The organism is Ruegeria sp. CDSB114, assembly GCF_059611025.1.
On sequence record NZ_JBXWOT010000001.1, the window covers coordinates 131,751 to 143,300 of the forward strand.

Sequence of the window (11,550 nt, forward strand, 5' to 3'; positions counted from 1 at the left end):
GATCCGCTCCCTCATCTCTCATAGTGATGGCAGGTGAGGGGGCGTTTCCATGACCAAAGAGATTGTTCTGATCCACGGAGCCTTTGCCGGACCGTGGTGTATGGCCGATTACGCGGGGTTCTTCCGCGACCGGGGCTGGACCGTGCACACGCCTGCTCTGCGGTACCATGGCGGCGACCCCAAGGCCGAACCCGATCCGGGCCTGACCGACGTCAGCGTCATCGATTATGCCAACGACATTGCAGAGTTCGTGCAGGGGCTGGACAGCAAACCGGTGTTGCTGGGTCACGCCATCGCAGGCGTTGTGGCGCAGCAGGTGGCAGCGCGCGGCTTGGCCTGCGCCATCGTTCTGATCAATCCGAACGCGCCATGGGGCACGCTGCCCGAAACCGACGACGAACGCGCCGTGCCGCGCGCGTTGATGGAGGGCGGGGCGTTCTGGAAACAGCCCATGCGCGTTGAGTTCGATCTGATGGCGCCCTTTGCGCTGAACAAGATGCCCGAGGCGCAGCAGCACGCGGTGTTCGACCAGCTGGGTGCCGAAAGCGGGCGGGTGATGTTCGAGATGTTCTTTTGGATGTTCGACGACCACCACGCGATGAAGCTGGATATCGACAAGGTCGACTGCCCGGTTCTGATCGTATCCGGCACCGAGGATCGGGCCGTGAACCCCAACACCTGCCGCGCGTTGGCGAAGCTTTATGGGGATCGCGCGACGTTTCTGCCGGTCGAAAACCACGCGCATTTTCTGTTCATGGAGCCCGGGTGGGAGGGGCCAGTCGGGCAGATTGCGGAGTGGTTGGAAGGGGTGTCGGTGATGCCGGGCTGAAGCCCGGCCTACGGATAGTGGAGACGTACTAATCTATTCACACAATGCTTGATGCAAAGCATCAAGCACGCGCTCGACCCGCCCCTTAAGGCGGGCGCGAAGCGTTTTGGGCAGCGCTGAGAACATACAGCTACTTCAGTGATTTCCAGTCCAACTCGCCTCAATGGCCACGATACGATCGTCTTCTGCCAAACCGACATTGAAGGCGTACCCGCCAATTCCGTAAGTGTTTGCAAAAATATGAAACAGTAAGCTTTTGCGCGCCATGTATTGGGATTTGAACTCTACACCGCTCCATTTGGCGGAAAGGCCTTGCACCGATTGAGTTTCATATCGTGGTTTGTAGCTTTCAGAAAATGATCTGTTTGGCCCTTTTGTTCTGAAGCCATGGTAACCAAACCAGTCTTTTAGAACTTCCACGTCCCCTAAGCTGCGCGCGATGCGGAAAACGCAGACTTCGGCAGCATGATCGAACCCCACTCGATCCCAATCGATCAATAGCAAGTTTGGTTTTTCTTTGAGCTTCTCGCTCCTTACAAGGCAATCGCGTACATCGGAATATCTGTGTATGGAACGTCGATGACTTGCCCACTTGTTGCTGTTTTCATCAACGACATACCCGGAAAACATGTAAGGATCGGTGGTCTGATTGGCTAAATGACCGAATTCGACTACGCAGCTATCGTCTGGGCGGCAATGCTCCCAAACATCCTCTCGGTTGCTTTCTGACAGTGCAGCAAACCCACTGCCGAGCCAAAAAATTATTGGTGTGCAAGCATTTAAAGACACTAGGAGCTTCGCCAACTACTTCACCGACACAACTAAAAAGGTTAATGAATTTGGTGTGCTCAGTCTAAAGCGGTTCCAATTTGATGCTAGTCAGATATACCCGACTGGATAGGCGAGCAAATTCAGAACTCAGAGTTACCCAGCACCCATTGAGAAAGAACTAGATTTCTTCCTCAAACATCCAACTCCTCCACAAACCGCGCGTTCTCTTGAATGTATTGGAACCGCAGTTCGGTTTTTTTGCCCATCAGGCGCACAGCAAGGTCGCAGGTTTCGCCACGTTAGTCCTTTCTGATGTGCGAAAGCGTTTGCCTCATTGGCGTTTGTACACACTCTTTTTTATTAGATACAGCAACAACGCCGCTGGCCACCAAGCAAAGATAAAGATGTACGCTTTGGATAGCGAGATGCCGGTAGTTGGAAATAGGTGAGGAAAGAACAAGACCCAGATTACAGTCAATGCCCAACACGTACTAAAAACTGCTATCGTGCGATTGATTGCTCGGATTTCTTCCTTGGCGTTCATCTTTTTTTGTGGGGGAAATCTATTATCGGCTGAAGCTCGTTTCAAACATCCAACTCCTCCACAAACCGTGCGTTCTCCTGAATGTATTGGAACCGCAGTTCGGGTTTCTTGCCCATCAGGCGCTCGACCAGATCGCTGGTTTCGCCGGGTTCGTCCTCATCAATAGTGACGCGGATCAGTTTGCGCGAGGCCGGGTCCATCGTGGTCTCTTTCAGGTCCTTGGCGTCCATTTCACCCAGACCCTTAAAGCGTGAGACGTCGATCTTGCCTTTGCCGCCCAGACCTTTCTCCATCCACTCGTCGCGCTCGGCCTCGTCCAGGCAATAGACGCGTTTGGCCCCTTGGGTCAGGCGGTACAGCGGCGGGCAGGCCAGATACAGGTGCCCCGCGTCGATCATCGGCCGCATCTGGGTAAAGAAGAACGTCATCAGCAGCGCCGCGATATGCGCGCCGTCGACATCCGCGTCGGTCATGATGATGATCTTATCATAGCGCAGGTCATCGACGTTGAAACGGGTGCCGAGGCCCACACCCAGCGCCTGGGTCAGATCGTTGATCTCCGCATTGGTGCCCAGCTTGGAACTGGCCGCGCCCAACACGTTCAGGATTTTACCGCGCAGGGGCAGCAGCGCCTGCGTTTTGCGGTTACGGCCCATCTTGGCCGAGCCGCCCGCCGAGTCGCCCTCGACGATGAATAATTCGGTTCCGTCGCGCGTTGAACTGGAACAGTCCACCAGCTTGCCGGGGAGACGAAGTTTCTTAGTGGCGGACTTGCGCTGTGTTTCCTTTTCAGCCCGTCGGCGCAGGCGCTCCTCAGACCTTAGAATGAGGAAGTCGAGGATCGCTCCGGCGGATTTGTTATCCGCGGCCAGCCAGTTGTCGAAATGGTCACGGACCGAGTTTTCGACCAGCCGCTGAGCTTCGACCGTGGCGAGGCGGTCTTTGGTCTGGCCGACAAACTCGGGCTCGCTGATGAAACAGGACACCAGGGCACAGCCGCCGGTGACCAGGTCGTCGCGGGTGATCTGCGCGGCCTTTTTGTTGTTGATCAGCTCGCCGTAAGCTTTGATGCCCTTGAGGACAGCGGCCCAGAACCCCGCCACATGGGTGCCGCCTTCGGGGGTGGGGACGGTGTTACAGTAGGATTGGATGAACCCGTCGCGCGAGGGCGTCCAGTTGATCGCCCATTCGACCTTGCCAGCGGCATTGAATTTTTCCCGAAAGTCCACGGTGCCGGCAAAGGGCTGATCGGCATAGGTGGACGAGCCGTTCATCGTCTCTTTGAGGTAATCCGACAACCCGCCGGGGAAGTGGAACGTCGCCTCGGTGGGGGTTTCGCCGTCGTCGATGGCGGTTTTCCAGCGGATTTCGACGCCCGAGAACAGATAGGCCTTGGAGCGGATGGATTTGAACAGCCGCGCGGGTTTGAATTTGTGGTGGCCAAAGATGTCGGGGTCGGCATGGAAGGTCACAGTGGTGCCGCGCCGATTGGGGGCAGCACCGACCTTTTCCACCGGTCCCTGAGGTACTCCGCGCGAGAAGCGTTGTTCGAACAGCTGTTTGTCGCGGGCCACCTGAACAACCATGGAATCCGACAAAGCATTGACCACAGATGCGCCAACCCCATGCAGACCGCCCGAGGTCTGATAAGCCTTACCCGAGAACTTGCCACCCGCGTGCAGGGTGCACAGGATGACCTCAAGCGCGGATTTGTCGGGGAATTTCGGGTGCGGATCGATCGGAATGCCGCGCCCGTTGTCACGGACGGTCAGGGCGTAATCGGCGTGCAGTTCGACTTCGATCCGGTTGGCATGGCCTGCCACCGCTTCGTCCATCGAGTTGTCGAGGATTTCAGCGACCATATGGTGCAGCGCACGCTCATCCGTGCCGCCGATATACATGCCGGGGCGTTTGCGAACAGGTTCAAGACCTTCGAGCACCTCAATGGATGAGGCGTCATAGGTATTGGTCGCTTCGGGCGTCAACAGGTCGTCGGGCATATGGGCTGCTCTTGTTTTTGAGTTTCCCCCTATTATGGCAGGTGATGTGGTCCGGGGGAAGAGGGACGCGAGGTGTTGTGGATGGTTTGGGTCTTGGAAGCGCGAGGAGTAGGAGCGATGCTTTGGAATTGGACGTTCTGTGGTGTCTGTCTTTGGCTAAGCACAGACATACAAGCGAATACGTCAGGCAAAGCTACCCGTAAATGAGTGAGGTATCAAAGAGACAACCAAAGCATTCCGTCCTTGTAACCGCCGCGTATTGGTTTTCTGTCGTTTAGAACATCTTGGTGGTCATCAGCCCAATCGCGGAATCGGTCATTCGTAACGATGGTGGCTTGATAATCCCTGGCGGCTTGCAAGACTAATGGGTCTGCTGGTGTTCCTTTTGGAGCGACCATAACGCGATCTCTCGGTAGCCTAAGCTTGGACGCCAGATATTTGTCACTCATGTATCGATCAGAAATTTTGTATCCCACATTCGCATCAAAGACCACTCCGGGCGTTAGCCCTGCTTTGGTCAGTGCGATCGTGACCTCGCGAACGGTCTCGATACTTGGAACATCGTCCTTCCAGTGCATGACGTTTGATCCGTCAACGACGGCCCACTTTCTTGCTTTTTGAAAGCGCTTCAGCCAGTTTTTGAGCAGCAATATCACACTTGCCAATGCGCAGGGCCCAGCCAGCAATACCCAATCGGTGAGCCCGGGTTGCGTCAATGCGACGACGGTGCCTATCCCGGAGAGCACGAAGACAGTACAGAGTATGCGCAATTCCAGAATCTCTTTCGCAAAATTGATAGTCTATGTAACTGAAGCGAATAAAACACCGAAATGAAAATTAAAATATAGTGGGGCCCGGGGCGACGTGGTGTTGGGATTGGCGCTATGTGCAGCCCAAAACGTTGTATAAAAATCCCGAACCTTGTGTATCTATCTGGTTCGATGCCCCGAGGTGCTAAAAGTTCTGCTTTTTACCTCGCAACGCTCAGTTTTCGCTTCTAGTCTTTTCGCGAAGCTGAACAACAGTAACAGGGCATGCCAAATGAGCTGGATCAAAACCATTCCTTTCGAACAAGCTACGGGCAAGCTGCGCAAGCTGTATGAGCGGGTGACCGGCCCCGACAACAATGTCGACAATATCATGATGGCGCATTCCTTGCGGCCGCATTCGATGGAAGGGCATATGGCGCTGTACAAGAATGTGCTGCATCATTCGGCCAATCAGATTCCGAAATGGTTTCTCGAAACTCTGGGTGTCTGGGTCAGTTCCCTGAACCACTGCGGGTACTGTGTCGAGCATCATTTCAACGGGTTGCAAAGGCTGTTAGGCGACGAAGTGCGCGGTAATGCAATCCGTGCCGCGATCGAAGCTGGGACACCCGAAAGCGCACCATTGGAGGCTGCTCAGGTTGCGGCCATGTTGTATGCGCGCAAGCTGACGCAGGCCCCGGCGGATCTGGTGGAAGACGACATAGCCGTCCTGCGCAACACAGGGTGGGACGATGGTGAAATCCTCGAGATCAATCAGGTCTGCGCCTATTTTGCCTATGCCAACCGCACCGTTCTGGGGCTGGGATGTTCCACCGAGGGTGACATTCTGGGGCTGTCCCCCAATAACTCGGCTGATCCTGCTGATTGGGGGCATAAATAGGCCTCAGCCGTCTGTCCACTCGATGATTGCCTGTGCCATTGCTTCGGGCTTCTGGTGGTGTAACCAGTGATCTGTGCCCGGAATATCGACTCGTGTGAGGTCGGGCGCGAAATCTTCCAGACCGTCTGTCGTCTCGGGCAGCAGCGCTTTGTCATCGGAGCCCCATAGCAAAAGATGTGGGCAACGAACCATCAGCCGCTCGACCGGAAGCCGGGGCAGGTCTGTGCAGGGCTCGCCCGGTTTCGCCACAACCAGCGGAGAGGCCCGATACCAGCTCAGCATGGCATTCAGACGACCGGGACGGGCCCATTCAGTTCGATAGTCCTCCATTCGGGCATCGGACAGCCAGTCCAAGCCCATCCCGTGGCGAAAGAAACTTTCCAAGCGGGTAAAATTGTTCGCGGCAAAGTGTGTTGCGGCATCAGGGGCCCGTAGCGCGTTAATATATTGAGAGGCCGCGGATTGTGCGCCGCCCGATGCCATAGCCCGTTGGAAGGGCACCGGGTGAACGCCGTTTGCGATGATCAGGCGACCGACGAGATCTGGGCGGAACATGGCCAGGCCATAGGCGACCGCGGCGCCCCAGTCATGGCCCAGAACACTGATTGGCGTATCCAGACCTTCGACAAGTGCGATCATATCCGAGACCAGCTCGGACGTGGCATATTGGCCGACACCCTCTGGTGCCCAGCTTTGGCCGTAACCGCGTTGATCAGGGGCAATGCAATGGAAATGAGATGCCAGATGTGGCGCCAGATCGGCCCATGCCCCACCATATTCCGGAAAGCCGTGCAGCATCAGCAAGGGTGGCAGGTCGGATGACCCCCAACGGCGAATATGAAACCTCTGGCCATTCAGGATCTGAAATCGGGTTTCCATGTTTCTTGGCCTTTTCGCCGTATAAGTGAATTTGGTTTGACCCCAATCAAAGCGCGAAAGCTTCGGTTCTGCTAGCCGTTTTTTCGAACAGTGAAAAAAAGGAGAATATGTATGGATGCAGCTGCGCAACCCGAGCAAAATCTACCACGCGTGAATGACGAAACACCTGTTGCAGGTGCTGTTTCCGAGCCAAGCCCGGAAAAGATCCGCAAGGCATTCGAAAGCGGAAGATATCCCTATCATCGCAAGATGCCCCGGCGGGTCTATGAGGCCGAGAAGGCCAAACTGCAGGCTGAATTGCTTAAGGTTCAGCTGTGGGCGCAGGAAACCGGTCAACGGTTCGTATTGCTGTTCGAAGGGCGCGATGCGGCTGGTAAAGGCGGTACAATCAAACGGTTTATGGAACACCTGAACCCCCGTCAGGCGCGCGTGGTCGCCCTTAACAAACCCACCTGGGAAGAAAAGGGCCAATGGTACTATCAGCGCTATGTGCACGAGCTTCCCACCGTTGGTGAAATGGTGTTCTACGACCGCTCTTGGTACAACCGCGCCGGGGTCGAGAGGGTGATGGGGTTCTGTTCTCCGAACGAGTACCTAGAGTTTATGCGCCAGACGCCAGAGCTTGAACGGATGTTGGTGAGGTCGGGAATTCAGCTTTACAAATACTGGTTTTCGGTCACGCAACCCGAACAACAGCGGCGGTTTCAAAGCCGTGAGACCGATCCGTTGAAGCAATGGAAACTATCTCCGATCGACAAGGCAAGCCTTGGCAAATGGGATGACTATACCGAGGCGAAAGAGGCGATGTTCTTTTATACAGACACCGCTGATGCGCCCTGGACCATCGTGAAATCGAATGACAAAAAACGCGCTCGTCTGAACTGTATGCGCCACTTTCTGTCGACACTTGATTACCCGGACAAGGATCACGGCATTGTTGGCGAGCCCGATCCTTTGATCGTGGGTCAGGCGCATCATGTGATCCACCGATCCGAGCATATTCTGGGCAACGCGCTGCATCCTGACGCCCGCTGCTAGGCCTAAGGTTCGGGGCAGGGCACCTGTCTCGGATCCATGTCTCACTCTGAAATTTCTCTGTTCCGGTCTTGTCCCGGCCTTTCCCCGGGCCTATGGCTGGTGGAATGAATAAGGTGATGACATATCAAGGCCATTTCCGTGCCATTGCCGTCCTGGGCCTGCCATTGGTTGGCGGGCATCTGGCGCAGTTCGCAATCGGTCTGACGGACACGATCATGCTTGGCTGGTACGGGGTCGAAGCTCTGGCGGCGGTCACGTTGGCCAGCAGCTTTTACTTTGTCCTGTTCCTGTTCGGGGGCGGGTTCGGTCTGGCCGTTATGCCAATGGTGGCAACAGCCGCTGCCGAAGACGATGAAACCAGCATTCGCCGTTCGACCCGCATGGGGCTCTGGTTGTCGTTGCTATATGCAGCAGTGGTAATGCCATTGCTGTGGTGGTCATACCCGATCTTGATCGCCACAGATCAGGATCCACAGGTGGCAGAAACTGCATCGGAATACCTGCGGGTTGCAGGCTGGGGTCTGTTCCCCGCTCTGGTGGTAATGGTCTTGAAGTCCTACCTTGCGGCGTTGGAGCGAACCCAGGTTGTTTTGTGGATCACTGTTGCAGCTGCGGTGGTGAACGGTCTGACCAACTATGCTTTGATCTTTGGCAACTGGGGTGCGCCTGAACTGGGCGTGATGGGCGCCGCTATCGCTTCGGTCGTGACGCAGACCGTGTCGTTAATTGCGGTTATCATCTATGCTGTAAAAGTTCTGCCCGAGCATAGCCTGTTCCAAAGGTTTTGGCGGCCCGACTGGGAGATGCTGCTGAGCGTTCTGAAGCTAGGCATACCCATCGGGCTGACCCTGCTGGCCGAAGTGTCTCTGTTCGCGATGTCGGCCTTTATGATGGGCTGGATCGGTCAGGTGCCGCTGGCGGCGCATGGGATCGCTCTGAACCTCGCCTCGGCGACATTCATGGTGCATCTGGGCCTGTCCAACGCCGCCACGATCCGGGCGGGCAATGCGCTTGGCCGCAAGGACCGCGCGCATCTGGAAAAAGGAGCCGTCGCCGTGACAGGGATGTCTCTTGTGGTGTCTATCCTGACAATCATCCTGTTCCTGACCTGCGCCGAGCCTCTGATTTCCGTATTTGTGGAACCGCAGGATCCGAAACGCCCCGAGATTCTGGCCATAGGTACCGGGTTGCTGGCCATGGCTGCGTTGTTCCAGCTGGTGGACGGTGCACAGGTGATCGCGTTGGGCCTTTTGCGCGGATTGCAGGATGCCAAGGTGCCAATGGTCATGGCGGGGCTAAGCTATTGGGTCGTCGGAATTCCGGCGTCCTACTATTTTGGGTTCATCCGCGGCATGGAGGGCGTCGGTGTCTGGTTGGGCCTTGTGCTGGGTCTTGCCTGTGCCGCCGTACTGTTGATGGCGCGCTTCTGGTTACGATCAGTGCGTGTAATCGCTGAACCGGCAGCGTGAAGGCAAATTAGCCTTTGTTCAGCCGGTCGGCTTTCTTCCGAACCAATACGCTGCGCAGATCATGCATCGCCAGTAGTAGCCGGTCCGTAACGTCCTCGAGCTGTTGGTCAGTCGCTTTGGACTGGGCCCACTGTGTGGTTAGGTTCAGATAGTCCACCGCGCGGTGAATATCGTCGATATCGCGCTGCGCCAGAAGATCTTTACGTTCTGCCATCCAGCGCTCGATTTCGGCCTGATCCGCCTCAGTCAGAGCGCGCTGACCCTGCGGCTTCACCTCTCCGTTGCGGATGTTGATGACCGCGATCTGGTTCATTTCAATCCGACGTTGGCGGTTTTCCGTGTCGATCCGGAAAACCGCGGCACCGTTTTCGCGTATGCGGAAATAGTACTCAGGCAATTCGGCAGTCATAAGGTCTCCGATCAGGTCAGCGAAGCACAAAACCTCTGAATGCGCGTGCAGGCTTCGGTCAGCGCTTCATCTGACGTAGCATAGCTGACGCGGAAGTTGGGGGACAACCCAAACGCAGCGCCGAAGACGACTGCAACGTCAGCCTCTTCCAAAAGCGCGGTTGCGAAGGCTTCGTCTGTGTCGATCAAAGTGCCAGCAGGCGTGGTCTTTCCGATCAACCCGGAAATGGAAGGGTAGACGTAAAACGCACCTTCCGGAGTTGGGCAGGTCACTCCTTCGATCTGGTTCAGCATGCTGATGACCAGATCACGGCGGCGTTTGAACGTTTCATTGTTCGGGGCCAGAAAGGACTGTGTACCGTTCAGCGCCTCTACCGCCGCCCATTGGCTGATCGAGCAGGGGTTCGAGGTCGATTGAGACTGAACCTTGCGCATTGCCGCAATCAATTCGGCAGGCCCTGCTGCATAGCCAATCCGCCAGCCAGTCATCGCATAAGCTTTGGATACACCATTGCAGGTCAGGGTGCGGTCATAAAGCCTGGGCTCGACTTCGGCCGGTGTGCAGAATTCAAACCCGTCATAGGCCAGATGCTCGTACATATCATCTGTCATTACCCAAACATGCGGGTGCCTGATCAGGACATCGGTCAAAGCTCTCAATTCCGCCCGGCTATACCCTGCACCGGTTGGGTTGGACGGAGAGTTGAAGATGAACCATTTGGTCTTTGGGGTAATAGCTGCCTCAAGCTGTTCAGCGGTTAGTTTGAAACTGTTCTCCAGGGTCGTTTCAACTGTCACAGGCGTTCCCCCGGCCAGAAGAACCATATCGGGATAGCTGACCCAATAAGGTGCAGGTATGACCACCTCATCGCACGCGTTCATGGTGGCCATCAGCGCGTTATACAACGTCTGCTTGCCACCGGTTCCGACCGAGATCTGAGCAGGCGAATAGTCCAGTCCATGATCACGTTTCATCTTGGCGCAAACCGCCTGCTTCAGCTCTGGTATGCCATCGGGCGCGGTGTATTTGGTCTTTCCAGCGGCGATGGCCGCCACCGCAGCATCCTTGATGTTCTGGGGCGTGTCGAAATCTGGCTCTCCGGCGCTTAGGCCAATTACGTCTCGTCCGGCTGCCTTTAATTCGGCCGCCTTGGCTGTCATCGCGATTGTTGGAGATGGTTTTACGCGTGACAGTGTCGCAGACAGGAAACTCATGGTCGGCCTCAGTTTGTATGTTTAGCCTGACTGTCATAGGGTGCGCCCGAACGACGATCAAGCGATATAAAACAAGAGATTTGGAGACCCCGATGAACGACGAAAATGACTGGTACGGACCCGACGCGGCGACATTCGGAGACCGGCTGGCAGGGGCGCGTGAAGCAGCGGGGATGACGCAGGCACATCTGGCCCGCAGGCTGGGTGTCAAGAAGTCTACGATTGCCGCCTGGGAAAATGATCTGTCAGAGCCCCGGGCCAACCGACTGTCGATGATGGCAGGCATGATCAACGTTTCGATCATGTGGCTTCTCACCGGCGAGGGCGACGGGATGGACGCCCCTGTCGAGGCTGGAGAAAACGCACCTGACCTGGCCGGAATCGTATCCGAGCTTCGCTCAATCCGAGGCGAGATGCGCGCCAGCGCCGAGCGGGCTGCAAGGCTGGAGAAACGTGTGCGCATGATGCTGGAGGCGGAATAGTGGCCGAACCGCGCAATGTCAGGATCAAACGGATGAAAATGCGTTCCATGCGACGCGGCATCAAAGAGATGGATCTGATTCTGGCTGCCTATGCAGACCGCAATCTCGAAACCATGGATGCGGCGGGGTTGGATGTTTACGACGCTCTGCTGCACGAGAATGATCAGGATCTGTATCAATGGGTCACTGGCCAGGTCTCGCCACCGGCCCAATTCTCGGGGCTTGTTTCTGATATTGCGCAAACCTTTCAAAAATAAAGATTATC

At 56.1% G+C, this 11,550-nt stretch carries 12 protein-coding genes; 6 read left to right on the forward strand and 6 right to left on the reverse strand.

Annotation, left to right across the window (positions count from 1 at the left end):
• The first annotated feature begins 49 nt into the window (after positions 1–49).
• Positions 50–829, forward strand: a complete 780-nt coding sequence (locus AC2FIP_RS00665; protein WP_496784818.1) for an alpha/beta hydrolase — start codon at positions 50–52, stop codon at positions 827–829.
• Positions 830–964: 135 nt separating this feature from the next.
• Here AC2FIP_RS00665 and AC2FIP_RS00670 read toward each other — a convergent pair whose 3' ends face one another.
• The 3 genes from AC2FIP_RS00670 to AC2FIP_RS00680 form a co-directional block, all read right to left on the reverse strand.
• The gene (locus AC2FIP_RS00670) at positions 965–1,633 is read right to left on the reverse strand and encodes a hypothetical protein (RefSeq protein ID WP_496784819.1); all 669 of its coding nucleotides are present in this window, start codon (positions 1,631–1,633) and stop codon (positions 965–967) included.
• Between the two features lie 552 nt (positions 1,634–2,185).
• Positions 2,186–4,144, reverse strand: coding sequence for a DNA topoisomerase IV subunit B (gene parE / locus AC2FIP_RS00675; protein ID WP_496784820.1), 1,959 nt, complete (start codon positions 4,142–4,144; stop codon positions 2,186–2,188).
• Positions 4,145–4,359: 215 nt separating this feature from the next.
• Entirely contained in the window at positions 4,360–4,914 is a 555-nt protein-coding gene (locus AC2FIP_RS00680) for an NYN domain-containing protein (RefSeq protein WP_496784821.1), read from the reverse strand.
• Between the two features lie 271 nt (positions 4,915–5,185).
• On the opposite strand from AC2FIP_RS00680, the gene AC2FIP_RS00685 reads away from it, so the two are divergent.
• Complete coding sequence (locus AC2FIP_RS00685; RefSeq protein WP_282021855.1) at positions 5,186–5,794, forward strand: carboxymuconolactone decarboxylase family protein; 609 nt, start codon at positions 5,186–5,188, stop codon at positions 5,792–5,794.
• A 3-nt stretch (positions 5,795–5,797) separates the two neighbouring features.
• On the opposite strand, the gene AC2FIP_RS00690 is transcribed toward AC2FIP_RS00685, so the two are convergent.
• Positions 5,798–6,673: an alpha/beta fold hydrolase gene (locus tag AC2FIP_RS00690; protein ID WP_496784823.1), complete on the reverse strand. Its 876-nt coding sequence runs from the start codon at positions 6,671–6,673 to the stop codon at positions 5,798–5,800.
• Positions 6,674–6,784: 111 nt separating this feature from the next.
• On the opposite strand from AC2FIP_RS00690, the gene ppk2 reads away from it, so the two are divergent.
• Together ppk2 and AC2FIP_RS00700 are read left to right on the forward strand one after the other, a co-directional pair.
• A complete protein-coding gene (gene ppk2, locus AC2FIP_RS00695) occupies positions 6,785–7,711 on the forward strand; it encodes a polyphosphate kinase 2 (protein WP_142632960.1) in 927 nt (308 codons plus the stop codon).
• Between the two features lie 116 nt (positions 7,712–7,827).
• Positions 7,828–9,180 carry an MATE family efflux transporter gene (locus tag AC2FIP_RS00700; RefSeq protein ID WP_496784824.1) on the forward strand — a complete coding sequence of 451 codons (1,353 nt, stop codon included), beginning with the start codon at positions 7,828–7,830 and terminating at the stop codon, positions 9,178–9,180.
• A 7-nt stretch (positions 9,181–9,187) separates the two neighbouring features.
• Here AC2FIP_RS00700 and AC2FIP_RS00705 read toward each other — a convergent pair whose 3' ends face one another.
• Together AC2FIP_RS00705 and AC2FIP_RS00710 are read right to left on the reverse strand one after the other, a co-directional pair.
• Positions 9,188–9,589 carry a hypothetical protein gene (locus AC2FIP_RS00705; protein ID WP_271947903.1) on the reverse strand — a complete coding sequence of 134 codons (402 nt, stop codon included), beginning with the start codon at positions 9,587–9,589 and terminating at the stop codon, positions 9,188–9,190.
• An 11-nt stretch (positions 9,590–9,600) separates the two neighbouring features.
• On the reverse strand, positions 9,601–10,803 hold the full coding sequence (locus tag AC2FIP_RS00710; protein ID WP_496784825.1) for a pyridoxal phosphate-dependent aminotransferase: 1,203 nt from the start codon (positions 10,801–10,803) through the stop codon (positions 9,601–9,603).
• A 92-nt stretch (positions 10,804–10,895) separates the two neighbouring features.
• On the opposite strand from AC2FIP_RS00710, the gene AC2FIP_RS00715 reads away from it, so the two are divergent.
• A complete protein-coding gene (locus tag AC2FIP_RS00715; RefSeq protein ID WP_142632968.1) occupies positions 10,896–11,285 on the forward strand; it encodes a helix-turn-helix domain-containing protein in 390 nt (129 codons plus the stop codon).
• Positions 11,286–11,317: 32 nt separating this feature from the next.
• Positions 11,318–11,542: a succinate dehydrogenase assembly factor 2 gene (locus AC2FIP_RS00720; RefSeq protein WP_496784826.1), complete on the forward strand. Its 225-nt coding sequence runs from the start codon at positions 11,318–11,320 to the stop codon at positions 11,540–11,542.
• The last annotated feature ends 8 nt before the right edge of the window (positions 11,543–11,550 follow it).

Excerpts from the sequence above, each read along its gene's own strand:
- AC2FIP_RS00665 (WP_496784818.1), top strand. The coding sequence starts at position 50 with ATGACCAAAGAGATTGTTCTGATCCACGGAGCCTTTGCCGGACCGTGG.
- AC2FIP_RS00690 (WP_496784823.1), bottom strand. The coding sequence starts at position 6,673 with ATGGAAACCCGATTTCAGATCCTGAATGGCCAGAGGTTTCATATTCGC.
- parE (WP_496784820.1), bottom strand. The coding sequence starts at position 4,144 with ATGCCCGACGACCTGTTGACGCCCGAAGCGACCAATACCTATGACGCC.
- AC2FIP_RS00720 (WP_496784826.1), top strand. The coding sequence starts at position 11,318 with ATGAAAATGCGTTCCATGCGACGCGGCATCAAAGAGATGGATCTGATT.
- AC2FIP_RS00685 (WP_282021855.1), top strand. The coding sequence starts at position 5,186 with ATGAGCTGGATCAAAACCATTCCTTTCGAACAAGCTACGGGCAAGCTG.
- AC2FIP_RS00715 (WP_142632968.1), top strand. The coding sequence starts at position 10,896 with ATGAACGACGAAAATGACTGGTACGGACCCGACGCGGCGACATTCGGA.
- ppk2 (WP_142632960.1), top strand. The coding sequence starts at position 6,785 with ATGGATGCAGCTGCGCAACCCGAGCAAAATCTACCACGCGTGAATGAC.
- AC2FIP_RS00700 (WP_496784824.1), top strand. The coding sequence starts at position 7,828 with ATGACATATCAAGGCCATTTCCGTGCCATTGCCGTCCTGGGCCTGCCA.
- AC2FIP_RS00710 (WP_496784825.1), bottom strand. The coding sequence starts at position 10,803 with ATGAGTTTCCTGTCTGCGACACTGTCACGCGTAAAACCATCTCCAACA.
- AC2FIP_RS00705 (WP_271947903.1), bottom strand. The coding sequence starts at position 9,589 with ATGACTGCCGAATTGCCTGAGTACTATTTCCGCATACGCGAAAACGGT.